General features: G+C 45.1%; 23 protein-coding genes. 8 read left to right on the top strand and 15 right to left on the bottom strand.

What is annotated here, in order from left to right:
- Positions 1–19: 19 nt before the first annotated feature.
- A complete protein-coding gene (locus ACOGW3_RS16930; protein WP_419901077.1) occupies positions 20–1252 on the bottom strand; it encodes an ISL3 family transposase in 1233 nt (410 codons plus the stop codon).
- Between ACOGW3_RS16930 and ACOGW3_RS16925 the strand changes: the two genes are divergently transcribed.
- The 4 genes from ACOGW3_RS16925 (at position 1239) to ACOGW3_RS16910 (ending at position 6322) form a co-directional block, all read left to right on the top strand.
- Positions 1239–1373 (top strand): hypothetical protein, encoded by a 135-nt coding sequence (locus tag ACOGW3_RS16925; protein WP_419904091.1) that lies wholly within the window; start codon positions 1239–1241, stop codon positions 1371–1373. The two genes, ACOGW3_RS16930 and ACOGW3_RS16925, sit on opposite strands and share 14 nt — an antisense overlap.
- Before the next feature lie 306 nt (positions 1374–1679).
- A complete protein-coding gene (locus tag ACOGW3_RS16920; protein WP_419904090.1) occupies positions 1680–4658 on the top strand; it encodes an NAD(P)-dependent oxidoreductase in 2979 nt (992 codons plus the stop codon).
- 108 nt (positions 4659–4766) lie between these two features.
- Entirely contained in the window at positions 4767–5201 is a 435-nt protein-coding gene (tnpA, locus tag ACOGW3_RS16915) for an IS200/IS605 family transposase (protein WP_419901154.1), read from the top strand.
- Between the two features lie 665 nt (positions 5202–5866).
- Positions 5867–6322, top strand: a complete 456-nt coding sequence (locus ACOGW3_RS16910) for a DUF411 domain-containing protein (RefSeq protein WP_419904089.1) — start codon at positions 5867–5869, stop codon at positions 6320–6322.
- A 58-nt stretch (positions 6323–6380) separates the two neighbouring features.
- Here ACOGW3_RS16910 and ACOGW3_RS16905 read toward each other — a convergent pair whose 3' ends face one another.
- From ACOGW3_RS16905 to ACOGW3_RS16855, 11 genes are all read right to left on the bottom strand, one after another.
- A complete protein-coding gene (locus ACOGW3_RS16905; protein ID WP_419904088.1) occupies positions 6381–7208 on the bottom strand; it encodes a substrate-binding domain-containing protein in 828 nt (275 codons plus the stop codon).
- Positions 7209–7231: 23 nt separating this feature from the next.
- A complete protein-coding gene (locus ACOGW3_RS16900; protein WP_419904087.1) occupies positions 7232–8002 on the bottom strand; it encodes an ATP-binding cassette domain-containing protein in 771 nt (256 codons plus the stop codon).
- Entirely contained in the window at positions 7999–8706 is a 708-nt protein-coding gene (locus ACOGW3_RS16895) for an ABC transporter permease (RefSeq protein ID WP_419904086.1), read from the bottom strand. The genes ACOGW3_RS16900 and ACOGW3_RS16895 overlap by 4 nt, the downstream gene beginning before the upstream one ends.
- Before the next feature lie 327 nt (positions 8707–9033).
- Positions 9034–11100 (bottom strand): CocE/NonD family hydrolase, encoded by a 2067-nt coding sequence (locus tag ACOGW3_RS16890; protein ID WP_419904085.1) that lies wholly within the window; start codon positions 11098–11100, stop codon positions 9034–9036.
- A 130-nt stretch (positions 11101–11230) separates the two neighbouring features.
- Positions 11231–11665: an IS200/IS605 family transposase gene (gene tnpA, locus ACOGW3_RS16885; RefSeq protein WP_419901154.1), complete on the bottom strand. Its 435-nt coding sequence runs from the start codon at positions 11663–11665 to the stop codon at positions 11231–11233.
- A gap of 194 nt (positions 11666–11859) precedes the next feature.
- The gene (locus tag ACOGW3_RS16880) at positions 11860–12699 is read right to left on the bottom strand and encodes an alkaline phosphatase family protein (RefSeq protein ID WP_419904084.1); all 840 of its coding nucleotides are present in this window, start codon (positions 12697–12699) and stop codon (positions 11860–11862) included.
- Between the two features lie 34 nt (positions 12700–12733).
- The gene (locus tag ACOGW3_RS16875) at positions 12734–14368 is read right to left on the bottom strand and encodes an ABC transporter ATP-binding protein (RefSeq protein WP_419904083.1); all 1635 of its coding nucleotides are present in this window, start codon (positions 14366–14368) and stop codon (positions 12734–12736) included.
- Positions 14368–15189: an ABC transporter permease gene (locus ACOGW3_RS16870; RefSeq protein ID WP_419904082.1), complete on the bottom strand. Its 822-nt coding sequence runs from the start codon at positions 15187–15189 to the stop codon at positions 14368–14370. The genes ACOGW3_RS16875 and ACOGW3_RS16870 overlap by 1 nt, the downstream gene beginning before the upstream one ends.
- A gap of 12 nt (positions 15190–15201) precedes the next feature.
- Positions 15202–16137 carry an ABC transporter permease gene (locus ACOGW3_RS16865; RefSeq protein WP_419905944.1) on the bottom strand — a complete coding sequence of 312 codons (936 nt, stop codon included), beginning with the start codon at positions 16135–16137 and terminating at the stop codon, positions 15202–15204.
- A 34-nt stretch (positions 16138–16171) separates the two neighbouring features.
- Complete coding sequence (locus tag ACOGW3_RS16860) at positions 16172–17542, bottom strand: ABC transporter substrate-binding protein (RefSeq protein ID WP_419904081.1); 1371 nt, start codon at positions 17540–17542, stop codon at positions 16172–16174.
- Positions 17543–17622: 80 nt separating this feature from the next.
- On the bottom strand, positions 17623–18855 hold the full coding sequence (locus tag ACOGW3_RS16855; protein ID WP_419904080.1) for an ISL3 family transposase: 1233 nt from the start codon (positions 18853–18855) through the stop codon (positions 17623–17625).
- On the opposite strand from ACOGW3_RS16855, the gene ACOGW3_RS16850 reads away from it, so the two are divergent.
- On the top strand, positions 18842–18982 hold the full coding sequence (locus ACOGW3_RS16850; protein WP_419904079.1) for a hypothetical protein: 141 nt from the start codon (positions 18842–18844) through the stop codon (positions 18980–18982). The genes ACOGW3_RS16855 and ACOGW3_RS16850 overlap by 14 nt on opposite strands.
- On the opposite strand, the gene ACOGW3_RS16845 is transcribed toward ACOGW3_RS16850, so the two are convergent.
- On the bottom strand, positions 18930–22541 hold the full coding sequence (locus ACOGW3_RS16845; protein WP_419904078.1) for a hypothetical protein: 3612 nt from the start codon (positions 22539–22541) through the stop codon (positions 18930–18932). The genes ACOGW3_RS16850 and ACOGW3_RS16845 overlap by 53 nt on opposite strands.
- Positions 22542–22939: 398 nt before the next feature.
- Here ACOGW3_RS16845 and ACOGW3_RS16840 point away from each other — a divergent pair, with 398 nt between their 5' ends.
- Positions 22940–23842 (top strand): aminotransferase class V-fold PLP-dependent enzyme, encoded by a 903-nt coding sequence (locus ACOGW3_RS16840; protein WP_419904077.1) that lies wholly within the window; start codon positions 22940–22942, stop codon positions 23840–23842.
- A 7-nt stretch (positions 23843–23849) separates the two neighbouring features.
- Here the strand turns inward: ACOGW3_RS16840 and istB are convergent, their stop codons facing one another.
- Together istB and istA are read right to left on the bottom strand one after the other, a co-directional pair.
- Entirely contained in the window at positions 23850–24662 is an 813-nt protein-coding gene (gene istB / locus ACOGW3_RS16835) for an IS21-like element helper ATPase IstB (protein WP_419901088.1), read from the bottom strand.
- On the bottom strand, positions 24659–26167 hold the full coding sequence (gene istA / locus ACOGW3_RS16830) for an IS21 family transposase (protein ID WP_419901087.1): 1509 nt from the start codon (positions 26165–26167) through the stop codon (positions 24659–24661). Before istA ends, istB begins: the two co-directional genes overlap by 4 nt.
- A gap of 145 nt (positions 26168–26312) precedes the next feature.
- On the opposite strand from istA, the gene ACOGW3_RS16825 reads away from it, so the two are divergent.
- Entirely contained in the window at positions 26313–26711 is a 399-nt protein-coding gene (locus ACOGW3_RS16825; RefSeq protein WP_419904076.1) for an aminotransferase class V-fold PLP-dependent enzyme, read from the top strand.
- Positions 26712–26714: 3 nt separating this feature from the next.
- The gene (locus ACOGW3_RS16820; RefSeq protein WP_419901453.1) at positions 26715–26960 is read left to right on the top strand and encodes a hypothetical protein; all 246 of its coding nucleotides are present in this window, start codon (positions 26715–26717) and stop codon (positions 26958–26960) included.
- Positions 26961–26983 lie beyond the last annotated feature (23 nt).

Here is a 26983-nt window from a genome sequence, read left to right as displayed (position 1 = left end):
TCCGCTTTGTTGAGTAGATTTAGGATTTCAAATAGAGCATAGATTGATTATCTGGAATGGATGATTGTCTAATTTTGAGTTTGAAGTATTCGGTATCCTTGATGCCTCTGGCTCGCTTACGGATCATTCCTATACTGACATTACCAGCCTCTATCCTGGCGCTTGTGAGCTTGTGTTTGGCGTAGTTGCAGATGCCCACACAATGTTTCCGTAGGGATTTCGCGAACTTTTTTAGATAGAGCATCTGTGACTGATCTGCTATCAGGCACCAACGTTCCAGTTGCTCCGCCATCGCCTCAAATGAAGCGGCACTCCACAGCAGCTGAAGCTGTTCTTTCAAGACGTAAAGTGCATTCAGGTTGCTATTGCTCTCCAGCAACCTTTGCAGCTTGTCACTTTGTTTTTCACTCAACTTATCCGCATTTTTGAGCAACAGATAATGCGTCCCTTTCATCAACTCTTTACCACTTGGATCGGCCTTTCTGAACTCAAGTCGACGCTGATTATGGATAGCTTTGCTGTAGTTTTTCATGACGTGGAAACGGTCAAATACTATGTCGGCCAACGGCAAGGACTCTCTGACAGCCTTTTGGTAGGCAGGCCCCATATCCATCGCTACGGCCTTTATTTTGCAGGCTGTATCTGGTTGCAGTTGTTTCAAAAACCTTGAAAAAACCTCGGCAGTTCGGCCTGCTTCAACCCAGATCAGATGACCGCCAACCATATCGTAGACCACCGTCATGTAGTCATGACCTTTCGCCCGGGCAACTTCATCTACACCAATATATTCCAAGCCAGTTAGCTCTGCAGGATCAAGCGTAGGGAGAGTTTCAATAAGGTATGCCCTGTCGATATTCTTGACCGTTTCCCATCGTATATCCAAATGTCTGGAAACCGCTTGAATAGACATATGCCGACATAATCCACTGATCAGTCGGCAAAATCGGTGAGTGAAACGGCACCCTTTATCAACAAAATCACACCCCTCAATGCGGCGTTCGCCCTTGTTAATATAAACCTGCGCCAGCTCAATCTCGACCACACAAGGATACCCAAAAAGGGGGATGTCGTTTACTTGTCGGCGGACATGCTGGTTGATGCTTCCCTTCTGGCCTGTAGCAGGGTCTATAGCCCTCCTACGCGCGTCTCGGCTGCAGTGAATGACAATCTTAACACCGCCGTCATCCAGTTTAATTTCATTTACACGTTGCCCTTTGAGGCCTAAAATATGCTGCGAGATGTTGATTGTCATATACCTGCTCTATGTAAAGTTATCAGAAACCATACATATCAACAGGTTACTTGGCGGTCGGCATCTTTTTCTACTCAACAAAGCGGAGAAGAGCCATAAGTTAATTGTTTTCTTCTATTAGATAGTTGGTTCTCCCTATCAGATTAGTTGTTATAATCTCTCTAAAATAAAGCGGGTCGTATTTACCACATTTTGCTGCGCTGATCGGCATACCTTTGATTTACGAAGGGTATATACAGCACAATGAATGCAAAATTGGGAAATTTTGTGCTGTAAACGGCTGGTAATTGAACACTAAATTACATTATGGGCTCGAGTAGAAAGCTCATTGTTCATATTCTTGCGATTGACAACAATCAATAGATCGTGTGCATTCACCACGCCCAGCAGGCCATCACAACTATGTAATACAGGGAATTTTGAAATCATGGCAATGATTGATGACCTTAAGGCGCAGCGCGACGCGTCATTAGCAGTAACCGCGAATGGAGCTCCAACAAGAACTTCAAACCAGTTCTTTGGTGTAGGCCCTATCACCGACATGACTGCTGATGAAGTAGACGGACGCCGTCTGCGCTTTCAGTTCGACGCTTGGCTGGAAGAAAATTATGCCAAGGTTGATGATCGTGGCAACCGTGTTGGTAGCTTCACGACATCTGAAATTGGTCGCAGCATGCACCGTGGTTATCCTGCCGACAAAGTACTGTTGGACATGGCCCGCGAAATTCATCGTTATTTCGAATTCCCTAAAAAGAACAAAATGGCCATCGGCCTTGGTGGCGGACACAGTGGCTTCACCGTATCCATCCTTCACATGATGAATGCCAACGACGCAAATCAGAAAATTTACGTCGATACACCAAAGCCTGAGTCTGCTGAAGGTAAAGCTGGTGGTTTTTTCCGTCAGTCCTGGGGATCACAGATCCTGGAAATGCAGCAGTTCGCAGAAAATGGTGATGTAAATCGCGTTCACTTCAGTGAAGGCGAAGGCGCTATTCCGACTGCTGATGAACTAGAATCAAAAGGCGTTAAGCTATTTGTTGGTGTTGGTCATGAAACCACAGGCGCAACAACCTACAAAGAATCAGAAATCAAGAACCTTCTTGAGTGGATTGATCGCAACCCGACTGAACACCACGCTATCATCGACAGCACATCAATGCTGGGTGCTATGCCGTGGGCTGAAGAAGTTGTTGCCGCCGTTCTTGATAAGTGCTGCATGTTCATGCCGTTCCAAAAAGCGATCGGTGGTATTTCCGGATACTTTATTGCATCCTACACACCACAAGCACTTGCACTTATCAATGCCAATCAAAAAGATCCGGCTTGGGCAATTGCACGTCAGCTTAAAATTGCAGTTCCAACCGATCCTAAAGAGCCACTTTCAAGTGAAAAGACTTGGGAACTCGGCCCTGTTTACGATCCTGCAGAGCACAAAATGCTTGGTGGTATCATCAACACCTATTCCACGCTCGCTTTTGCTGAAACCACTTTCGGTCTTTTGCGCGCAGAGAAATCAATTGGCTCCGTTCGTGAACTCAATAAGCGTTCTATTGAAAACCGTCTAAAAATCAACGACTGGGTTTCTAAAAACCCAACTCTTGAACTCGGCGTTGACGATGCAGATAACCGTGGCGCAGCCGTTACGCTTCTAAAAGTAACAGAAGGCAGCAAAACGGATCCGGCTCTGCATGCTGAAATCATCGCAAAGTCCAAACAGATCCTTGGTTATGAAGGTATTACTCATCCCAATGGTGAGCATGAAAAAGGTTTGGATGTTGCGCGTTATGTAAACGCTTTCCCGGGTACTCCTGGTGATTACCGTGCGTGGATCGGTGGTATTCGTCCCGTTGGCGATGTTGTCGCTCTACTGGAAAACCTTGAATATGCTTATCATCGTGCAAAGATCGTTGTTCTTGAAGAGCTTTTGGCCAAAGAAGGTGTGACTTTTGAAGCGTCTGCCGAGGCAGTTGCAGGTGCTAAAGTTCGCCAAGATGATGCTAGCCGTGCTTATAAAGTACTGGTTGCTGATCTCATTGGCCTAAAATTTGATGCTAATGGTAACCCTGATCACTCAGAAGTTAAAGCGCACGTGGAAGCCAAAGGCGGCGTTTTCCACGAAGGCCCGATTGCTGATGATGCAAACCTTGATGCCGGCAAAATTCACTTCTCATACCAGCCAAACCTAAGCACAGCTGAAGAACTTCTGCCTCAGACAGACAAAGGCCAGTTTGACGCGACGATCGTAGCTGCAACTTTCCTGCCTAACGCATCCGTGTTTAAACACGGTGGTGTCCGTATCGGTGCAGGTACAGGCAACATGGGTTCTGACTCATGGGGCGGTGGTAACGGTGACGGCGGCGAAGCTGCTTTGATGAACACACCAAGCTTTAACAGCCGTGCAACAGCACAAATGGCAATGAAAGCTCTGTTGAAAGTTTGTCCAAACCTTCCATGTGAAGAAATGCACAAACTTGTCTGTGCTGGCGACTTTGATACAGGTAAAGATCTTTGCAAATTCCCAACTGAAAAACTCGAAGGCAAACACCTTGCAGTGATCGGTTACGGAAACATTGGCCGTGAAGTGGCAAATCTTGGTAAAGCTTTCGGCATGGAAGTAACCATTTATGCCCGCCCACACCATAAAGCATGGATTGAATCAGAAGGCTTCAGTTACGCTGAAACACCTGAAGAAGCAGCTAAAGGTGCTGATGTTATCAGCCCGCACACTGGTTTGGGTGCGTTCAATGCTGAAACTGGTAAGTTTGCTAACGATAGCCTCGTTAACGAAGGCGTCCTTAATGCTCTGAACGACGGTGCAATCGTTGTAAACTATGACCGCGGCGAAGTGATTAACATTGATGCTCTCGATGCAGCTTTAACAAGTGGCAAAGTAAGTTACGCCGCTATCGATGCTGACTTGTTCAAAAACGCTGAAAGTGGTGATCTAACGGGTCCAATGGTTCCTTACCTCAGCCTTGTTGAAAATCACGGTGATAAGCTTGAGCTTCTGCCTCACGCTGCTGCTGATACAGAACACGTATCTCGTGTTCAGGGTGCCAAACAGGCCGTTGATCAAATCTTTGATGCGATACAGTTTAAATCCATCATGAACCTTAAGGGTGATCTTCCTGCGGGTTACAGCAATGCTGGAGCAACAACAGTAAATGGTGTTGGTAAAGTAACGCCTAATGCATTGGCATCCGTTGCTGCTTGTGATGAAACAGCAGCTGAATTGCGTAAGCTGACTGAAGACATGGCTGCAATCTGGGGATCACTATCAGTGACCAAAGATGCCGATCGTCGTCAGGAACTTGTGGATCTATATGGTGCTCAATTGACATTACAATCTAACAAGTACATCACACTGATTGAAAAGCTTGGTCTTAAAGGCCCCTACGGCTAATTTAATCCGGTAAACCCCCGGCTATGCCGGGGGACTCTCAATGGTTTGACCGTTCCCACGGTCTTACATTTCTTTGTTTATTGACCAAAATAACAAAGGAATTAGCCGATGAGAGATTACAAAAGCCTTGCACATACGAGATGGGATTGTAAATACCACGTGGTTTTCATCCCTAAACGCAGGCAAAAAGTTATCTATGGCAACCTACGTCAGTATCTTGGTGAAATTTTCCATGAACTGGCCGGGCATCGCGAAAGTAAGATTGAGGAGGGCCATTTGATGCCGGATCACATTCACATGTGTATCAGCATACCGCCCAAACATGCTGTTTCAAAAGTCGTTGGATACCTAAAAGGAAAAAGCGCGATTGCCATAGCTCGAAAATTCAAAAATAAAGCACGGAATTTCAAGGGTGAAAATTTTTGGGCCCGTGGATATTTCGTCTCAACTGTAGGGCTCGATGAACAGATGGTGAGGGAGTATATCAGAACGCAAGAAGAGCGTGATAAGTACTTTGACCAAATGGATATATTCAATCCATAACCGCTTTAGCGGTTCCCAATTTGCCCCTTTAAGGGGCTCACCCGCTTAAGCCCCCGGCTTTGCCGGGGGTCATTTAACTAGATCAAGGCATTAATTGCTGATAAACGGGTGTTGTCCATCAGGGCAGCACCCGTTTTTATTATCAAAGATCTGCGACATTATAGACCTCGACAATTCTTGAGTTTTCCGCCAGATTGTTAGTTATGATTACCTGGATACGTATTGTTTTATCTTTTACTGTTTTAACGCTTATTGTTGGCGGCTTTATAGCTGGGCCTGTGATAAAGAGCGCACAAGCAAAGAATATGAGCATCCAGATGCAAGCCACGGTATTATCCGAGGCTCCTTTCTCGATGGAGCAAGGCTGTAAAAGTTGTACTGGTCATGAGAAAATAGAACACTGTTCTAGTCTATGCACCTCAAGTACGACAGCCATCCTTGAAAACAAACCATTTGAATGGACCAATATTCCAAATGCGCTACCTTTCGTAACTTTGATGATAATGTTGGAATACACACCCCGTGTAGAACCAACCCCTCCGCGAATATAGATCTGTCTTTTAGCCCCTCGCCTGGCTTCTTCTACAATGTAAATGTCCAAAAATATTCACATTGAGAGAGAGGTTGAGCTCAAGATCAAATCTATTCAAGTAACGGAATTTTCTATGAAAACTATAATTGCCGCCCTATTTCTGATGGGGACACTTGGCATTACCCAGGTCCTCGCTGCCTCAGGCATAACAAAAGAAGCCACACTCTATAAGAACCCTCAATGTGGTTGCTGCACAGGTTATGCAGAATATTTGCGTGAAAGAGGTTATAAGGTCACTGTCATTCCGACAGAGAATTTATCACAGGTAAAACAATCGCACGGAATTTCTTATGAAATGGAATCTTGCCATACGATGTTGATTGACGGTTATGTCGTTGAAGGGCACATCCCGGTCAATATTGTCGATAAGCTTTTGTCAGAACGCCCTGATGTAACAGGTATTTATTTGCCAGGGATGCCTATGGGATCACCGGGTATGGGGGGAGAAAAAGAAGAACCCTTTAAGGTGTATTCCTATACAAAAGGGAAACCACAGGACAAACGAATTCAACCCTTTGCTGTTGAATAACCCTCTCAGCTATAGATGAAAAGTGGGGAGCCCAAGATTTGGCTTCCCATTATCTTATTTATTGAACCGCGTCAGGTGTGAAGAGTTGCTCACCTGCTATTTTATAGCTCGCAATCAAGGACTGTCCCTTTGGTGAAAGCAGCCATTTAACGAACTGGTTTGCCTCGTTTATTTTTACATGAGGGTACTTTTCGGGGTTTACAACAATAATACCATATTGATTGAAAAGTCGCTTATCTCCTTCAAACAGGACCTTCATGTTTTGCTTGTTTTTATAGCTGAGCCATGTTGCACGATCCGTCAAAGCGTATCCTTGCATGGCGACAGCTGTATTAAGTGTCGCCCCCATACCTGATCCTGTTTCACGGTACCAGCCTCCTGATACTGCCTTCGGATCAAAATCAGCTTCCCGCCATAGCTCGAGTTCGCGCTTATTTGTACCGCTGTCATCCCCTCGAGATAAAAAGGGAAATTGTTGTTTTTCAATCAACTTTAGAGCGCCCACAACACTTTTAGAACTTTTGATACCAGCGGGATCGCTGTCAGGGCCAACCAATACAAAATCATTGTGCATGAGGTCAAAGCGTTTAACGCCAAAGCCATCTTTTACAAACGTTTCTTCTGACGTTTTATGGTGAACCATCAAGATATCGGCATCACCATTGCGAGCTAGTTTAAGCGCCGCGCCGGTTCCAACTGCAACAACGTTAACTGTAATACCTGTTTCTTTGGTGAAAACAGGAAGAATATGATCAAACAGTCCTGAGTTTTGTGTCGAGGTCGTCGAGGCTAGGATAATACTTTCGGCAATGGCTGATTTTATTGAGCCAATACTGAGAGCAAACATTAAAGCTGAAATAAGGAGGTGAAAGTTATTCTTCTTCATTAAATACACTCTTAAAAATAAGGTTATTTCTCTAATATTTGAGCGTCGTCACGATCAGGGCGTCGCTTCCACCAGATTAGATGCCCGTCAATAAAAGCTTGTGCGAGATCATTTTCAGGTTTGGTAAAAAATTGTTCAGCGGGTGCCATTTCCTTTAAACGACCGCGGAACATAAATAACACATCTGAAGCAAGGCGTTTAGCTTGCCCTAAATCATGGCAGGTCATTATTACAGTGGTTCCTTCAGCGGAAATCTCGCTGATTAATTCTTCGATGGAATGAGTTGCAGGCGGATCAAGACTTGCCGTTGGTTCGTCTAAAAAGAGGACTTGTGGCTTTAAGACCCATGCTCTTGCAATGGCAAGTCTTTGCTGCTCACCCAAAGACAGTAACGGAGCATACTTGTGCGCGACACGCTTTAATCCTGTTTGATCAATAACCTTATTTATTAAATCGGGACGGAGGGATCGTTTTACTCCTCTAACGGATAGCGCATAATCAATATTGTCATAGGCTGAGCGTCGCAGCATTACTGAGCGTTGACTTACCATGGCCTGAGCCCTTTTGGGATTTTGCCCTTTTGCTCCAACCCAGTTGATTTGCCCTGTATCTGGTTTTAAGAGACCATGACTAAGTCTTAGAAGTAATGTTTTTCCTGCGCCATTTGGACCGATAACAACATATTTTCGACCCGCTTCAAACTGACAACTTAAATCTTTGATGAGTTTTCTGCCGCCGGCTGCGTAATTAACACCCTGTAGCTCCAAAGGCATGATTGATGGAATTTTTCTCATCTGGCATGCCGCCTTTTTGCAGATTCAGTAATTGTGTAGGCGATAAGGTTTACACCAAGTGCAACGATCATCAGGACAATGCCTAGGGATAAGGCCATTGTGAGGTCACCTTTACGGGCCTCGAGAGCGATAGCCGTTGTCATGACTCTGGTTAGGTGATCGATATTACCCCCAACAATCATAACTGCGCCTACTTCAGAAACTGCGCGTCCAAAACCAGCCAAGCCAGCGGTTGTTAGCGAAAATTTTGCATCCCAAACCAACGCTGTGACACGGCGAAACCAACTGGCATCCAAAGAACGAAGCAACTCATCATATTCATTGTAAAGTTCTTCAAGTACCTGGCGTGAAATGGCGGTTACAATTGGTACGACAAGAATAACTTGAGCTATGATCATTGCCGTCGGAGTGAAAAGCAGTCCCATGACGCCAAATGGACCACTTCGAGACAACAATAAGTATACAAAAAGTCCAACAACGACGGGCGGAAGTCCCATAAAAACATTGATAATTATGTTTAAGATACGCCGACCAGGAAAACGTGTCAGAGCAAGTACTGCACCAAGAGGCAAACCAATAGCCAAGGCAATCCCTACAGCACTTAAGCTCAGCCGTAGCGATAACCAGACAATTTCTATAAGTTGCTCATCCAATGTGACAACCAGTGAAATTGCTTTAAAAAATGCCTGCCAGAGATCGTCCATAAAAGCTCAAATAAAACATGTCAAAGCAGATCAGACATTGATGTTTTCATAAAAAACTGTCAACCGTCCGAAGCATCTAATTTAAAAATGAATATTGATCATGGAATTTAATGATAAGAAGGTTTGCTAAAGTAAAATTGTCTACTATCAGATACTTAAGGAGAAGTTGTGAAGTAAGAGATTAAACGTGAAGTACCTTAACATCAAATGTTCAAAAGGGGCGATTTGAAAAAACGATGATAATTCGAGTATGAATTATCATTTGTAGCTTAGGAGTGAGTGAACTTCCGACTATAGAAAAAAGGGGGTAAATACCCCCTCTTCATTTTACATATGATCACGTTCAATGGTTTTGTTGAAAGTTCGAATAAAGATCTGCTGATCTGCTTCAAAGGCTTTCATGTCGCCTGAAATTTCAAAGCAATCAGCTTTCATTGTCATGAGAACTTCTGTTTCCAATCGGATTGACCAGTCATCACGAGACATCCAGCACGTCCAGCTAGACCTCGCGGTTGCTCCATCTGGTGTGTCGGGATTAATGGTCCAGTTCTCCGAGCGGAGATAACGATGACGCAAACCGTGTTCCGGTATTTCCGTTTCGCCACTATCTTCCTCAACATTATATTGAGTTTCATTCTTCGAGAGGCTTTTTCTGACCCACCTATCGACAGAAGAAGGGCTAATTTCTTTGTAGTGTGGTAAAGGATCTGAGTTATCAGGAACTGGCATGTCGACCTCATCCCGATTATCAGTCGCCGCGGTTGATGTCTTTCGAACAGGCAGGCTTAATTTTGCGTCCACACCGAAGGGTATTGATGCCGTTACGTGATACGGTGCCGGCATGATTAAAGGCCAGTAAGCCGTTGATATTGAAACCCGGATACGGTGCCCGGGTAAAAACCGGTATCCAGCTTCATCAAGAACAACCGTCACGTTCTCTGCTTTACCTGGAACCATTTTAACGGGGGTTTCATTGCCATTGCGATGGGCGAGATTTAGAACGCCATAGCTCACCCGATGAGATACACCGTCTGGATGAACGTCGATGAGACGAACAGCGATATTTCCAAGAGGTGCATCAATGGTGACGTTGAGAGATAGCTTTGTTCTTCCCAGGATTTCTACGGCATCATCCAATTCGCCCGTTTCAAATACCAGGGAGCCTGCGTCATCAATGCGTTGATCTCCGGGTGTCTCTGCATCAGGCTTGAGCGCAAATACTTCACCGCATTCTGTTCCAGTATCTTCCGGTGAACATATCGAGAGTTCTTGGCTTACCCCTGCTGTTAAACTGAGGGTGTGGTCTGCATTTAGATACCAACTTTGATTTGATATATCGGGTGAAGGCCAATGCTGTTCTTGAACCCACCGTCCCTCTTCGTATTCACGCCAACACGAAGGTCGTACATTCTGAGAAATATAGGCGCGGTAATCAGGGAGTTCTTCTGCCCCGTTTTCTTTGTTCTTTAACCAACGATCCCACCAACGCAACGCTTCTTTATGAAAGTCTGCACGGGGATGTGGATAGGCAAAATGAGGATACTTGTGTACCCAGGGGCCATTAATTGCTTTGGCTACTCCAGGTAGGTTTTCTGCGGTATCTGGCGGTGCATTTTTATAGGCATCGGCCCAGCCAGATATAACGAGGCATGGGATTTCAACGTCGTTATAATTTTGACCAATCGAGCCATGTTTCCAAAAGTCATCAAATCGCTGGTGTGTTAGCCATTCATCAAAGATGAGTTTGGAGCCCTCAAGACGTTCCAGCCACATATCTTTCCAACGTTCCCCAACCAGCATAGGATCAGGCGCGCGGTAGGCGTAACATTGCATCACTCCCGACCATGAAAGATTGGAATTGAGATGGCAGCCATCTTTGTAATGGATGTCACAATTATATCGGTCTGTTGTTGAGCCTATTGATATAACCGCTTTCAAAGCTTCTGGGCGCATAGCGGCGATTTGCAAGCCGTTAAAACCGCCCCAGGAAATCCCCATCATACCGAGATTTCCGTCGCACCAATCTTGTGCTGCGATCCAGTTTATAACTTCGACACCATCAGCAAGTTCGCGCGGAGAGTATTCATCATCAAATACACCGTCAGATTCACCTGTTCCGCAGATATCAACGCGAACTCCAGCATAACCAGCTCTAGCAAAAACGGGGTATGTGCTTTCATCACGGGGAGCTGTTCCATCGCGTTTGCGATAAGGGAGGTATTCGAAGATCGCTGGAACGCTGGTTATCGTTCCTTTGTTTGTATCAGCGCACTCTGGTAACCAAACACGAGCGGAAAGTTGTCGACCATCAGCCAAAGGGATCCAGATATTTTCCCATTCAACATAACCATCTCTTTGAATGATTTGGGGAACTCTCGCAGCTTGGTTGTTCATTACATAACCTTTACGAAACGAAAAAGGGCGATCTACTTTGACAGATTGTCTAGTTAAATGACCCCCGGCAAAGCCGGGGGCTTAAGCGGGTGAGCCCCTTAAAGGGGCAAATTGGGAACCGCTAAAGCGGTTATGGATTGAATATATCCATTTGGTCAAAGTACTTATCACGCTCTTCTTGCGTTCTGATATACTCCCTCACCATCTGTTCATCGAGCCCTACAGTTGAGACGAAATATCCACGGGCCCAAAAATTTTCACCCTTGAAATTCCGTGCTTTATTTTTGAATTTTCGAGCTATGGCAATCGCGCTTTTTCCTTTTAGGTATCCAACGACTTTTGAAACAGCATGTTTGGGCGGTATGCTGATACACATGTGAATGTGATCCGGCATCAAATGGCCCTCCTCAATCTTACTTTCGCGATGCCCGGCCAGTTCATGGAAAATTTCACCAAGATACTGACGTAGGTTGCCATAGATAACTTTTTGCCTGCGTTTAGGGATGAAAACCACGTGGTATTTACAATCCCATCTCGTATGTGCAAGGCTTTTGTAATCTCTCATCGGCTAATTCCTTTGTTATTTTGGTCAATAAACAAAGAAATGTAAGACCGTGGGAACGGTCAAACCATTGAGAGTCCCCCGGCATAGCCGGGGGTTTACCGGATTAAATTACCAGACACTCATGACATTAATAAGCAGATCGCCCTCATTCTGTAGAATGCTCAGGAAGTCCGAACTCTTCCCATATTAATTTATTACTTCAAAAACGATTTGGCTTTCATTGTTTCAGGAATTGGCGCTCCCATCCGGGTCAGAATAGTTGGTGCCAATTGTAGCTGGTCAAGAAGGACATCTTCTTTTGGTCCCTCACCGCCACCGAACCAATAGAGAGCTACATCCTGTTGATCATCGCCGTGTCCGCCATGGTGCCCGCGATCAGATTGCCCGTGGTCGGCAGTCACGATAACTTCAAAGCCATTTTTGATCCAGCGCGGAAGATAGTGAGCCAACATGGCATCAATTGCAAAGCATGCATGATCCATCTGTTCACAATCATGGCCAAACCTGTGTCCCATGGAATCAAGAGTACAGGTATGTAAGATCCCATAATCGATGCCATGGCGCTCGGTAAGCATGGTCAAAGTCGCAAAGAGATCCTCATCATAAGGTGTCATCTGGTTATTATGACCATAACCGGTCATGGTATGAAAACGGCCGTGATTAATCGGACCATCTTCTTCATCGTATTCAATGTCTCGAACCATATCAAAAGGAGCTCGATTAAAGAATTCTGACCAAAACGAGTGCGTAACGGCACCCGTTTTACCGCCAGCCGCTCTAACCTGACTGAAAACATCAGCCTGTTTTACCCGAAATATGGAGTTATTAGAGACAACGTTATGTTCCTGCGGAGTAACGCCTGTGTGAATTGATGCGTAACAGCATGCTGAAGTGGATGGCAAAACCGCGCGCATTTTCCATACGCGCGCTTCGCCGGACTGTACCCAACCTTCGAGATTACCCATATAACGACGAGCATCTCTCCAGGGTTGACCATCAAGAATGATCAATAGAACTTTATTTTTTACAGCCAAGTGCCGAACTCCTAAGAAACCGGGATTAGCCTAGCTAATTCCCGGCACTTTCCATTTTTCTATTTGCAAGAACTTCTTCCAACCAACCAAGTTTCATTTCTGGTACTGAAGAAAGTAAGAGATCCGTGTAATCATCAAACGGAGGTGATAGCACTTCCGATTTAGATCCATAACGTACAAGGCTTCCCTGATACATTACTGCGATTGAGTCTGAGATAGATTTAACTGTCGCCAGGTCATGCGTGATGAAAAGATAAGCTACGTCTTCGACTTTTTGAAGATCGAGTAAGAGCTTCAAAATACCATCAGCAACCAAGGGATCAAGCGCACTTGTGACCTCATCACAAATAATGAGCTTTGGCTTCGCGGCCAATGAACGCGCAATACAAACACGCTGTTTCTGACCACCAGAGAGCTCTGCAGGATAACGATCAATGAACTTCTCGCCCATTTCGATCTCATCCAAAAGCTCTATGACACGCTTGCGCTTTTCAGCACCTTGCATACCAAAGTATAGTTCTAATGGACGCCCAATGATCGTACCCACTGTCTGGCGCGGGTTCATCGCCACATCAGCCATTTGATAAATCATCTGAAGCTGACGTAGATCCTCGATAGATCTTTCCGGCAAAGCAGGAGAAAGATCCTGACCTTCAAAGGTTATACGCCCCTCACTTGGCGGAAGAAGGCCTGTGATAACACGGGCAAGAGTAGATTTACCCGAACCAGACTCACCAACAACAGCAAGAGTTTGGCCAGGATAAATGTCCACTGATACATTCGACAGTACTTTGATAGCACCACCATATGAAGCTGAAATATTTTCTACAGACAAGATTGGTTTATCTGTAGGTTTCTTTTCTTCATGAGTAATACTATGAGCAGACACCAGTTGTTGAGTATACTCTTCTTTTGGTGTTTTTATAATGTGCTCAGTCGTACCGTGTTCAATCATTCTACCATGACGTAAAACCAAAATTTCATCTGAAACCTGAGCTACGACAGCTAAATCGTGCGTGATATAAAGTGCAGCAACGCCTGTTTCGTGAATGGCTTTTTTAATTGCAGCCAATACATCAATTTGGGTCGTTACATCCAACGCAGTCGTTGGTTCGTCAAAAACAATCAAATCGGGCTTTGGACAAAGAGCCATTGCCGTCATGACTCGTTGCAACTGACCACCTGAAACCTGGTGTGGGTAACGATTACCGATGTTTTCAGGGTCGGGTAATCCCAGCGCGGTAAAGAGTTCAACTGCACGTTCTTCAGCCTGTTTTTTTGTCGACAGGCCATGAAGCAAAGTCGTTTCAATGACCTGCTCCATTAAACGCATAGCTGGATTAAAAGATGCCGCAGCTGATTGAGAGACATAAGTTACCTCTCGGCCACGTAACTCCCGTAAGCCCTGAGCACCAATCTGCAGGATGTCACGTCCATTAACAATGACTTCGCCAGCCGTAAGCTGTACTCCGCCACGGCCATAGCACATAGCAGACAGTCCAATGGTGGATTTACCAGCACCACTCTCACCAATAAGCCCCATTACTTGACCTTTTTTTAGGGTCAGGGATATCTCTTGAGCAATGGTGATATCGTGTGGTTTTTCACCCGGCGGAAAAACAGTGGCCCCAATTTTGAGGTTTTTAATTTCAAGTAGGTTTTCAGCCATTAGCCTCGACCTCCTTTTAGATCACTTGTTCTATTAAGAACCCAATCAGCAACAAGATTTACAGAGATAGCAAGAATGGCAATGGCAAAACCTGGAATTAGAGCTGCAGGAATACCAAAATTAATACCATCTTTATTTGCTTTTACCATGCTTCCCCAGTCAGCTTCAGGAGGTTGTATTCCAAGTCCGAGGAATGACAGAGAAGAAAGGAAGAGTATCATAAAGATAAATCTTAAGCCTAACTCAGCAACCAAAGGCGACAGAGCATTAGGTAAAATCTCTTTGAAGATGATCCAGCGTAAACCTTCCCCCCTGAGACGAGCCGCTTCTACGTAATCCATTACGTTGATATCTACAGCCACTGCTCGGGATAAACGGTATACGCGGGTACTATCAAGAACTCCCATAACCACGATCAAAGTAAGCAGGTTACCTGGTAAAACTGATAGAACAACGAGCGCAAAGATCAGTGTTGGAATGGACATCAATAGATCAACTGCACGCGACATGACCATATCAACCCAGCCACCTTTAACGGCAGCCGTAAAACCAAGTACAGATCCGAGCCCAAAGGAAAGTATTGTCGCGACACCGGCAATAAATATTGTTGTTCGGGCGCCATACATCATACGGGTCAATAGATCCCGACCGATATTATCCGTTCCTAACCAGAACTTGTCGGACATTGGTTCCCATACATCACCAACGATTTCAGCCATACCATAAGGCGCGATAACAGGCGCGAATAGGGCTATGAAAAGAAAGCCACTTGTTGCAATTATGCCAACGAGTGCGCTTAAGGGAATTTTTCTAAAATTCATATATCGCTTCCCTTATTTCGGATGTCGCAAACGCGGATTTGCAACAATCGACACAATATCTGCCACAATATTCAATGAGATGTATACGCTAGCAAATATCAGGGCACATGCTTGAACAACAGGAACATCGCGCTTGGAAACGTGATCAACCAGATACTGTCCCATTCCAGGATATGCAAACACCACTTCAACAATAACAACACCAACAACCAAATAAGCAAGGTTGAGCATAATAACGTTGATAATTGGCGCTATAGCATTTGGAAAAGCGTGTTTTCGAATCACATTAAAAGGCGTTATTCCTTTTAGTTCAGCAGTTTCGATATAAGCCGATTGCATTACATTTAAAATTGCTGCACGAGTCATTCGCATCATTTGAGCTAAAACAACCAGAACCAAAACAGCAACGGGTAAAGCAATCGTATTGAGTTGCTGCCCTAGAGACATCGAATCATTGATGATCGCCACAGAAGGAAACCATCTTAATTGAACCGAAATAAAGAAAATTAACAAATATCCAAGGAAGAATTCAGGCAAGGAAATTGTTGTTAACGTAACTCCGGAAATAAGTTTGTCAGGCCAGCGGTTTTTGTATTGTACAGCTAACAGTCCAAGAAGTACGGCTAGGGGTACAGAAATTAGTGCAGCCCAACCAGCAAGAAACAAAGTGTTACTTAGTCTTTGTCCAACAGCTTGAGCAATAGGCTTTCCATTTGATAGTGCGACACCCAGGTCTCCCTGTAATACGCCCGATAACCAAGTGAAATATCTGACATAAGCAGGGTCATTTAAGCCAAGGTCTTTTCTAAGATTTGCTACAGCTTCAGGTGTAGCGGATTGTCCTAAAATTGATTGAGCAATATCCCCAGGCAAAATTTGAGTGCCAATAAAAATTAACACAGATGCCATAAGGAGGAGAAGGCAGCCCAACGCAATGCGTTGAGCCACCAAATTCAAAATGGGATGTCCCATGGATTTATATTTACGCTAACCAAGTTTTCGCAAGAGCGAAACCGTTCATGGATTCACCACTTGGATCATCTTCCCATCCACCAACGGTATCGCTGACGGCATTAATGAAATCATTAAACATTGGGACGATTACGCCGCCTTCGTTATGAACCATAAGGCCCATTTCACGATAAAGGCCGACACGTTTTGCCTGATCAAGTTCAGCACGTGCTTCGAGTAGCAGTTTATCAAAGTCTGGACGGAAGAAACGTGTGTCATTCCAGTCCGCATCTGATTTATAAGCTGTCGAATACATTTGATCCTGAACTGGACGAGATCCACCCCAGTAGGACGCTGCGAATGGCTGCTTGTTCCAAACTTCAGTCCAATAACCATCATCTGGCTCACGTTTCACATCAAGCGTAATGCCACACTTAGCTGCTGACTGTTGGAATAGCTGAGCCGCATCAACAGCACCTGAGAAGGCAGTCGCAGCTGTTTGCAATGTTATTGGTCCAGAGTGACCGGATTTCTTGTAATGGAAACTTGCTTTGTCTGGATCAAACGTACGCTGCGGGATATCTTCTGAGAATAGAGGATAACCCCCATTAATAGGCATGTCGTTACCAACAGAACCATAACCACGAAGAATTTTATCAACCATTTCTTCACGATCGATTGCGTATTTCAATGCCAATCGTAGATCGTTGTTATCAAACGGTGCAGTGTTACAGTGCATTAGGAATACATAGTGACCACGACCAGAAACACTTTTGACTGAAACGCCTGGAACACGTTCAAGTAGATCCGCAACTTTCGGTTCTACACGGTTGATCATATGAACCTGACCACCTTGAAGAGCTGCGGTACGTGCTGTGGCGTCATTTAGAACGACGATTTCAACTGTATCGGCATGTCCACGGTTACCGGCATCCCAATAATCTTCGAAACGTTCACCAACGTGGCGAACACCTGGCTCATTGACAGTCACTTTGTATGGGCCTGTACCGATACCGGCATCAGGTGCGTCCATGCCGCCATCTGGCTGGATGATCAAGTGATAATCTGACATCAGATAAGGTAAGTCAGCATTTGGTGTCGTTAAAGTAACAGAGAATACATCTCCGTCGGCCTTCATGGACTCAATACCACGCATAATACCTAGAGCACCAGATTTGGTGTCGTCACCAGAGTGGCGCTGCATAGTTTTTAATACGTCTGTCGCAGTCAGGGTTTTTCCGTTGTGGAATTTAACCCCTTTGCGGATTGTGAAGTGCCAGGTTTTCGCGTCAGCTGTTGGCTCAATGCTTTCAGCCAAACGGAATTCGATCTCACCAATACGGGATACTTCTACAAGCGTATCACCCCACATGCGACCAAAATCGGCAGGTACCTGTGTCAAAAAGGTTGCTGGATCCAGGCTGTTAGTACTTTCACCACCAGCTAGACCAGCTTGGCACTTCTCCGCTTTGTTGAGTAGATTTAGGATTTCAAATAGAGCATAGATTGATTATCTGGAATGGATGATTGTCTAATTTTGAGTTTGAAGTATTCGGTATACTTGATGCCTCTGGCTCGCTTACGGATCATTCCTATACTGACATTACCAGCCTCTATCCTGGCGCTTGTGAGCTTGTGTTTGGCGTAGTTGCAGATGCCCACACAATGTTTCCGTAGGGATTTCGCGAACTTTTTTAGATAGAGCATCTGTGACTGATCTGCTATCAGGCACCAACGTTCCAGTTGCTCCGCCATCGCCTCAAATGAAGCGGCACTCCACAGCAGCTGAAGCTGTTCTTTCAAGACGTAAAGTGCATTCAGGTTGCTATTGCTCTCCAGCAACCTTTGCAGCTTGTCACTTTGTTTTTCACTCAACTTATCCGCATTTTTGAGCAACAGATAATGTGTCCCTTTCATCAACTCTTTACCACTTGGATCGGCCTTTCTGAACTCAAGTCGACGCTGATTATGGATAGCTTTGCTGTAGTTTTTCATGACGTGGAAACGGTCAAATACTATGTCGGCCAACGGCAAGGACTCTCTGACAGCCTTTTGGTAGGCAGGCCCCATATCCATCGCTACGGCCTTTATTTTGCAGGCTGTATCTGGTTGCAGTTGTTTCAAAAACCTTGAAAAAACCTCGGCAGTTCGGCCTGCTTCAACCCAGATCAGATGACCGCCAACCATATCGTAGACCACCGTCATGTAGTCATGACCTTTCGCCCGGGCAACTTCATCTACACCAATATATTCCAAGCCAGTTAGCTCTGCAGGATCAAGCGTAGGGAGAGTTTCAATAAGGTATGCCCTGTCGATATTCTTGACCGTTTCCCATCGTATATCCAAATGTCTGGAAACCGCTTGAATAGACATATGCCGACATAATCCACTGATCAGTCGGCAAAATCGGTGAGTGAAACGGCACCCTTTATCAACAAAATCACACCCCTCAATGCGGCGTTCGCCCTTGTTAATATAAACCTGCGCCAGCTCAATCTCGACCACACAAGGATACCCAAAAAGGGGGATGTCGTTTACTTGTCGGCGGACATGCTGGTTGATGCTTCCCTTCTGGCCTGTAGCAGGGTCTATAGCCCTCCTACGCGCGTCTCGGCTGCAGTGAATGACAATCTTAACACCGCCGTCATCCAGTTTAATTTCATTTACACGTTGCCCTTTGAGGCCTAAAATATGCTGCGAGATGTTGATTGTCATATACCTGCTCTATGTAAAGTTATCAGAAACCATACATATCAACAGGTTACTTGGCGGTCGGCATCTTTTTCTACTCAACAAAGCGGAGAAGAGCCTATTGAGCCACCTGCTGGATCACCATCGATGAACGATGCGCCGCCCGTTAGAAGGCCAGCTAGATCATAATCCCAATCATCCTGGAATCCAGTGATAACGATTTGAGTGATCTCATCATCATCCGCTGGATTAACAGTCAGGGTTACTTCATTGTTTTCATTACTAGTTGAACTGTCTTCATGAATACAATCAACCTCATCTGGAAGGGTAAGAGATACTTCCGGAGGCGTAATCATGGTGACAACAGCAGTTGCTGTATTTTGGACTAAGGCATGGTTATCGCCAGTCGAAGGGGTAATTCCTTCTTCACCACCAAACTCACCGCCGAAGTCACACTCTACGTCACCTGTATTGGTTTCGTGTGCAACAGCTTTGACGACAAAGTCTGCTTCACCAGTTTCTGAATCTACGTTCTGAACTGCGAGATCAAAATCGACAAATCCGACGCCGTCAGTTGTGTCGACTTGGAAAATTGCCGTGGTGCCGTCATTACTGTTAAGCGTCACACCGGCAGGCAAGTCGTCAGTGTTGATGGTTAGAATATCAAAACCATCAGGGGCGATGACCCCAATATAGTGTTCTTCAGATCCATCCAGGAAATCATCAAAAGTGGCTGACACGGACAAGGTCCCGACTTCACCATCCTGAAAGGAGGTATTTTCAGGATCTTCACCAGAGCTATCAACAATTGAGGCAGAGACAGATAATCCGAAATCATCACCATCATCTACGCCACCCCCTTCACCGCCAGGTCCATCAGCGTCTGCATCGACATGAATATCAATCGAGCCATCGCCTGTGGTGCTTAGATCTGGGTCAACACCATCAACAACAGTCGCAACTGCATTTAGGGTTGGGTGATCAACATCGGAATCATTTGGAGGTTGAACAGCAAAGCTTCCTTCGTATTCTTCCCAATTTGGTACCGAAATAGTGATCGATCCATCAGAAGCATCACTGTCCGTAAGAACAGCACCATCAAATTCCAAATTACTAAAGTCATATGTCCAATCGTCCTGGAAACCACTGATAGTGATCTCTGTGATTTCATCATCACCTAGAGCATCAACTGACAGAGTAACCTGGTTGTCACCATTATCAAGATCGCTATCTTCTTGAAGGCACTGAACTTCGCCAGGTAAAGACAAGGACACTTCTGGTGGCTCAACATTTGTGCTTACTGCTGTCGCATCATCGTCTGCAAAAGCGACATTATCTCCTGGAAGTGGATATATTCCACCTTCACCACCTTCGCCGCCTATGTCCTCACATTCAATATCACCAGTACTGGTTTCTTCTGCAATAACACGTGCAGTGAAATCTGATTCACCAAAGAACTCAGACACAAGTTGAACGGGTACTGTAATTTCAGCGTTTTCAACACCATTAAGGGTTTCAACATCAAAAACGAGGGTTGAGGCACTAAAGCTAGTTAGGGTAACGCCTGCAGGAAGGTCTTCTTCGTTAAATTCGAGGAAATTGTACCCTTCAGCAGCAAAGATCGCGACGGTATGAGTTTCTGACCCATCAGTGAAGTCATCAAAGCTGGCGTTAACAGTAACGCTACCGACTTCATTTAATTGGAAAGTTGTATTATCAGGATCCTCGCTTTGATCATCCGCAACGGAAACAGAAACTGCCAACATTTGTGCGTCGCCGTCGTCCGCCCCGCCCGTTGACTGCTCTCCGCCGTCTGCATCAGCATCAACTGGAATTGTATTGGAAGAATCTCCCGTAGCACCGCCGCCGCCATTTACAGCTGTCGCTTCAATGGTGAGTTCGTGATCAACATCACTATCAGGATTGGGAGTAACATCAACATAACCATGAACACCTTCACCAAGGTCCAGGTCAGAGATATCAATTGTAATCGTCAACTCACCTGTTGAGCTGTTGTAGCTTGAAGTAAAGTCAGCTCCGCCAATGTAAACAGAATCAGCATCCACAACCCAGGCATCGGCTTCTGATCCTGTTGGGAAACCAGAGATAACGATCTCACTGATTTTAGAATTTGGATCAGTAGGATAAGCGTCAAATCCCAGCTGCCCTTGTGTATCTTCGTTGAGGCATTCACCCTGACTGACATATACGGATGCTTCAGGGGGTTCTGGTGGCGGAAGTGTGATCGTGACGTTTTCCTGCGCCACTCCGCCGTCTTCATCTGTGACGCTATAGTCAAAGGTTGGGTTGGGTAGGAACTGCTGTTCGTTTTCTTCAAGGTAATTTTCAATCTGGTCTTCTGTTGCAAACCACCAAACGGTATCTGTGCTATCAAAGGTATCACCTATACCCATAATGCTGGAACCATCTTCCGTAACGAGAAGTAAGGTCCCGTACTGAGGGAGGCTCTCTAGGGTAAAGACAAGGCTTTCTAATGGGGTCTCTCCATCGGACCCGCCAAAGGTTCCGATAACGCCGCCGTCATCGTCGCCAATGGTACCGTCGACATCCAGTTGCTTGAACATGACAATGTCGCTGTCATCAAGAACAACGCCGAGCTCAGTAACGGTAATCGTCACTAAACCGCTATCCCCGCCTTCGCCGCCATTTACGCCACTAACAGCTTCATCCTCACTTAGATGAAAATCTGATACGGCAACAATATAATCCCCGGGTGGTAAAATGCCGATCTCATCACCCGTTTCAATAATTGAATTGTACCATGACCCCGCCGGAGGACCGTCATCATCATCCGTGGCTAGAATATCATCCAGAGAACGCTCACCATCATCTTCTAATAGATAGATTTGTGGATCAATTGTCGGACCATCTGTTTCAATCTTAACTGCTGTCGGTTCTGTTAAAGTGAAGCTTACGTATTGAACTGATCCAGATTCTCCGCCGTCAGAAACGAAAACAGCTTCTTGAGCAATGATGCCACCGCCTTCAACATTTTCGAGGGCGTCGATTAGGTCCTCAGGAAGGTTGCTACCTTCATATTCACCGCCTTCCCCGCCAAAGTTAAATTGGACAGGTGTAACCACATTATCTGCTAGCGGTGGGGAATTTTCGACGAGAGGTACGATATCCGGAACTGGTTCTGGAAGCCCAAACTCGAGTTCCGTAGGAGGAATGACACCTTGGGCATTGAGGAGATCAATAATGCTGCCAAGATTATCATCATATCTGTTACCACCGCCACCAGCTGGGCCCGCGCCTGCCCCTGCTGCGGTTTCAAGTGGAAGATCTCCCGCCTGTGCCAGGACGAGATTAATAAGCTGTTCGGATGCGACTTCTGTGCCATCGATAACAAGTTGAGGAGATTGACCTGCATCGAAATCACCCGCCAAGCCTTGAAATATTATCTGGCTTTCGGGGGTACCATCAGCGTCTAAATCAAAGCTGAGGATAAGGTCTGGGCCTTCTACTGTTGCCGCAGCTTGTGTAGCGTCAAAGCTTAACTCTAATCTTTGACCCGGGAGGCTCTGATAAGTTTGAGTCGTCCCTATCGGCGGCAAATCAACAGGGACAGTCGTCGCCTCTTGGCCTATAGCCTCTATAGATTCATTTGTTTGTTCGGTTGTAATTTCGCTTGTGGTGATTTCTTTATTTTCATCACCAGGGGTGCGCGGCACATTACTTTCAGACATCGTGGCCTCCTCAGGCTCCTAATTCTGGCACTGCCCCCTCGGCAAATACAGTCAGGCCTATTGAGGAAAAACAAATAATAATAACAGTAAATAAAATTTAATGCAGATTTTAAATCAATAAAATAACATACTTATGTATGATTTGTGGTACTAACAGTATATTTACGATTGAATAACAAGTATCATTTTTAACTAAACAATACGTTAACATCACCGTTACATATCAATTAATTATGGTTAACTTTTGTTTACTATACTTAATTAACCAACACAGAATATTTACTTAATACATAAAATACACACCTGCAATTTATCATTTTTTACTACATTGAAAGATAAGTAGTTTTAGGCTCTGGATTTGAGGAGTAGAATTCAAAAAATTTACCCGATGGTTCCTCATGAAAAATAACGTTATTGATATTAATCAGGTACGGAAAGAAACACGTGCCTGTGGAAAAATTATTCACTTTAACAATGCGGGCTCATCCCTTATGCCCGCGCCCGTTTCTGATACATTTCATGAATACCTAGATTATGAAGAACAGCTTGGGGGATATGAAGCAGCCCAGTTAAAAACAGACATTCTTGACAATTTTTACACCGCATCAGCCAAATTGCTTAACTGCAAAGAAAAAGAAATTGCGTTCACCGAAAATGCAACCCGCGCCTGGGGAATGGTTTTCTACAGCTTTAATTTTAAGCCAGGAGACAAAATTCTAACCACCGTGAGCGAATATGGCAGTAACATCATTGCATATCTACAACAGGCTAAGCGCTTTGGAGTAAAAATAATTTTTGTCCCGGACGATGAAAATGGACAAATCAATACATCTGCTCTGGAAACTATGATTGATGATAAGGTTAAACTTATCTCCATCAGTCATATTCCGACGAGTTGTGGCTTAGTCAATCCTGTCAAAAAAGTTGGAAAAATAGCGAATGCCGCAGGTATTCCTTTTTTGTTAGACTCCTGCCAAGCGGTAGGACATGTCGATATCGATGTCAGAGATATTGGATGTGACTTTCTCTCGGGCACAGGACGAAAGTATTTGCGAGGACCGAGAGGAACGGGGCTTTTGTATGTAAAAGAAAGTTGGATAGAAAGGCTGGATCCCCCGCTCCTGGATCAAAGGTCCGCAGAGTTGGTTACACCCACGCAATATACACTTCGCTCAGATGCAAGGCGCTTTGAAACGTGGGAGTGTAATTTTGCTGGCAAAGCAGCGTTGGGTGTAGAGCGTCAACCACTTTGTCCGGTTGCGTCAACCACCTTGGCCGCTTTTGATGCGGCTGTGATCTGACGTTTATTTACGATGCTTCAGGCATATTTTTCACCTTTTTGTTTGTGGTTTTCCGCAACATTTTTTTGAGATTTTGGGCGGCTTCCCATTGTCTGTAGCTGTCGATATTCATCTCAAGAATGGTTGAGTGGTGAACAAGACGATCGATTGCTGCAACGGTCATGGCCTTATCTTGAAAAATATTGTCCCATCCGCTAAAAGGTTGATTGGCAGCAATTGCAATACTTCGGTACTCATATCGTCTGGCGATCAATTCAAAGAGCACGGATGTTTCAGATATATCCCTTTGTGCATAGGTAATATCATCGAGAATGATGAGATCAAATTTATCGAGTTTTGCGAGGGCGTTTTCGAGCATAAGTTCACGTCTGGCAGCCTGGAGTTTTTGCACCAGATCACTGGTTTGCGTATAGAGCACACGGTATCCAGCCTCTATAAGAGCATAACCTACGGCGCATAGGAGATGAGTTTTTCCTCCCCCTGAATTTCCAATGGCAATCAGATTTGCTCTTGCGTCAATCCAGTCACCGGCAGACAAGGCTTCGACCTGCGCCTTTTTCACGTTAGGCAGCCGCTTGAAGTTAAAAGTGGCCAGAGTTTTTCCGCCCAGCAGGTTTGATGCGTTGAGATGGCGTTGAATGCGTCGCGTGTCCCTTTCGGCCAATTCATATTCGGCCAAAACGGCAAGGAACCTGGCTGCTGACCAGCCCTCCTTGTCGGATTGGATTGCGATATCTTGCCAGTGTTTGTGAAAGCTGGGTAATCGTAAGTCAGTTAGCATAAGAGGCAGCTTGTGCTGATCCACTTCAATGTTTGTCATGCCCGATCCTCCAACAGAGTATCAAAGACTGATAATGAAGGTTGAACCACGGGAATATCAGGAGGTAAATCCGTGTTCTTTTTTGTGATATTCAGCTTAAGTTTTTTTGCGCAAGGTAGCCTTCCTGCATTGATTTCTCTCGAAATCAGGTGCGCGACTTCGGCCTCACAAGCCTCTTCGTGCGCAAGGAAAAGTATCCCAACCATCTGACGACACGCATCTCTGCGGGACAACTTTTTCTGAAACAATGTCCAGGCCAGGGAGTACTCGGTTCTTGGAAAAATACTGTCACGATAAATAGAATTGGCGAGTGCCTGAGGTTTACGTTTGAGAGCATGAATGACGTGATGATAATTGATAACATGAATGCGGGGGCCTTTGCCGTGCCCCCGCTCACGAGAATGGCTGACGACATGAGTGCTGCCTAGATAGGCTTCTATCCGGTTATCGTAAATATGGACACGCAAGCGTTGACCAATTAGGCGAGAAGGGGCGCTATAAAAAACCTGCTTAACTAAAAAACCACTTGTTTTGGTAACTCTCGACACGACTTCAGTGTAATCTGTTGTTCGCCGAGGAGGTAACGCCTTGAGAGATTTCAACTCTGTTTGGATATCTTGGTCACGATGTTTGTTCCGTCTAGCAATCAGCTCGTCCAAAAATCGCCGATACTCATCCAAAGTGTCAAAGTCATTACTGCCACGCAAAATCAGGGCCTGCTTTATCGCAGTCTTAAGGTGACCGTGGTGAGATTCAATGGCACCGTTCTCGTGTGATTCCCCTCTGTTATTTCGACTGGCCTCCATACCGTAGTGCTCAACAAAAGCAGAATAACGTTTGGTAATGTCCTCCTTTTCCTCAACGCTCAAATTCCGAAAGGCCGCAGACAGGCTGTCGGTCCGGTGGTTTTCAGGAGCGCCCCCCAAGGACCAAAGCGCATTTTGTAAGTTCTCCGCAAGGGCTGTAAAACTCTCACCGCCAAGTACGACCCCAACATGTTCCCATCGGCTATATACCAGAACAAAATGATAGAGCCGATGCACCAAAGGATCTCCTGCAATGGTAATACTTAAGTCGGCTGCATCCGTGAAATCTGATTGGCCCATGTAACCCGGCTCAGGTGTTTGCCTGAAAATGATATCCTTTTCAGGGCCATTCAGAGCCCGCCATCCCCGAACTCGGCGCTCTAACGTGCGCTTGACACGGTCATCGGGAAAACGGAGCGGATAGAGGCTCTGTATGTGGCGCAACAAAGTAATGGGTTTGACCGAGTTGTCTTTATCCAAAATGGGAAGGATGTCCTTATCCCAGATATCTTCAAGCGGATCAGAAACTGTTCGCCCTCGCTTTATATTGCGTTGTGACGGTAAAGTCGCATCAACGTCAAATCGGCGGGCCGTGCGTTCGCTAAACCCTGCGCGGGCAGCGGCGGTTCGTTGACCATGAGTTTTTCTATCTGTCATGTAAAGTCTCAGTTGTTCATCTGTGATAAATTTATACGGCAAACAGGTTCCTCCAATTACATCTAGAGGTTCCTAATTTATCAACTCACAGCAGCTTGTAACTAACACCAAATTAAGCCTTGGCCGGTGGATCTGATTATCAAACGGGCACGCCCTTTTTAATGATCAGATCCACCGGCCAAGGTGGTTGTCGCAACCGGCCAAGGTTATTGTCGCTGAACAGTTGGGACAGGCAATAGATTACGCCCTACAAATTGGTGTAAAAAATATTGAAGAAAGAATATCTGATCTTAGTCAATATTTTCGAAATGAACTATCAAATATCCCAAGTATATCATTACTCGATTTGGGAGATAAAAAATGCGGCATCGTGAGTTTTTATTCTGATCAAAAAAAATGTACCGAAATAAGGGCTTTTTTAGAAACTAACCAAATTCATGTCTCCACGCCAGGCAGAACAGGAAATCCAGTTTTATTTGACCAATGCGGCATTTCCCAGTTAGTAAGAGCCTCCGTACATTACTTTAATACCAAAGAAGAAATCGATAAGATGGTCGATCTTCTTAAAACATTTCTGAGAGCCTGAGGCATGAATAAGCCAACAACGATCCCTGACATCCAAAAACAGTTAGAAATTATTAGTCAGGAGCTGATTGCCATTATACAAAAATACGAACTGGATGCTCAGAACCCGCTGGACGTTATTCCTGTTGCGCGAAAACAAATTACGAATGACAGTGATTATGTGCGATTTCTTGAGCTATCGCTTGAAGGAAGACTACTGGGAGAAGCAGCAGAACACCTTAATGCAAGCAACGAAAGCTCTAAAGGATAAGGCTGAAACCTTATCCTGAGAAA

It is taken from the genome of Kiloniella sp., assembly GCF_965205715.1.
Taxonomy (GTDB): domain Bacteria; phylum Pseudomonadota; class Alphaproteobacteria; order Kiloniellales; family Kiloniellaceae; genus Kiloniella.
The sequence above is the reverse complement of the archived record's forward strand: the minus strand, read 5'-3'. Positions and strand labels throughout refer to the sequence as shown.

Excerpts from the sequence above, each read along its gene's own strand:
- ACOGW3_RS16905 (WP_419904088.1), bottom strand. The coding sequence starts at position 7,208 with ATGAAGAAGAATAACTTTCACCTCCTTATTTCAGCTTTAATGTTTGCT.
- tnpA (WP_419901154.1), top strand. The coding sequence starts at position 4,767 with ATGAGAGATTACAAAAGCCTTGCACATACGAGATGGGATTGTAAATAC.
- ACOGW3_RS16875 (WP_419904083.1), bottom strand. The coding sequence starts at position 14,368 with ATGGCTGAAAACCTACTTGAAATTAAAAACCTCAAAATTGGGGCCACT.
- ACOGW3_RS16895 (WP_419904086.1), bottom strand. The coding sequence starts at position 8,706 with ATGGACGATCTCTGGCAGGCATTTTTTAAAGCAATTTCACTGGTTGTC.
- ACOGW3_RS16930 (WP_419901077.1), bottom strand. The coding sequence starts at position 1,252 with ATGACAATCAACATCTCGCAGCATATTTTAGGCCTCAAAGGGCAACGT.
- ACOGW3_RS16920 (WP_419904090.1), top strand. The coding sequence starts at position 1,680 with ATGGCAATGATTGATGACCTTAAGGCGCAGCGCGACGCGTCATTAGCA.
- ACOGW3_RS16900 (WP_419904087.1), bottom strand. The coding sequence starts at position 8,002 with ATGAGAAAAATTCCATCAATCATGCCTTTGGAGCTACAGGGTGTTAAT.
- ACOGW3_RS16845 (WP_419904078.1), bottom strand. The coding sequence starts at position 22,541 with ATGTCTGAAAGTAATGTGCCGCGCACCCCTGGTGATGAAAATAAAGAA.
- ACOGW3_RS16840 (WP_419904077.1), top strand. The coding sequence starts at position 22,940 with ATGAAAAATAACGTTATTGATATTAATCAGGTACGGAAAGAAACACGT.
- ACOGW3_RS16850 (WP_419904079.1), top strand. The coding sequence starts at position 18,842 with ATGTTGATTGTCATATACCTGCTCTATGTAAAGTTATCAGAAACCATA.
- ACOGW3_RS16925 (WP_419904091.1), top strand. The coding sequence starts at position 1,239 with ATGTTGATTGTCATATACCTGCTCTATGTAAAGTTATCAGAAACCATA.
- istB (WP_419901088.1), bottom strand. The coding sequence starts at position 24,662 with ATGACAAACATTGAAGTGGATCAGCACAAGCTGCCTCTTATGCTAACT.
- tnpA (WP_419901154.1), bottom strand. The coding sequence starts at position 11,665 with ATGAGAGATTACAAAAGCCTTGCACATACGAGATGGGATTGTAAATAC.
- ACOGW3_RS16870 (WP_419904082.1), bottom strand. The coding sequence starts at position 15,189 with ATGAATTTTAGAAAAATTCCCTTAAGCGCACTCGTTGGCATAATTGCA.
- ACOGW3_RS16910 (WP_419904089.1), top strand. The coding sequence starts at position 5,867 with ATGAAAACTATAATTGCCGCCCTATTTCTGATGGGGACACTTGGCATT.
- ACOGW3_RS16820 (WP_419901453.1), top strand. The coding sequence starts at position 26,715 with ATGAATAAGCCAACAACGATCCCTGACATCCAAAAACAGTTAGAAATT.
- ACOGW3_RS16855 (WP_419904080.1), bottom strand. The coding sequence starts at position 18,855 with ATGACAATCAACATCTCGCAGCATATTTTAGGCCTCAAAGGGCAACGT.
- ACOGW3_RS16890 (WP_419904085.1), bottom strand. The coding sequence starts at position 11,100 with ATGAACAACCAAGCTGCGAGAGTTCCCCAAATCATTCAAAGAGATGGT.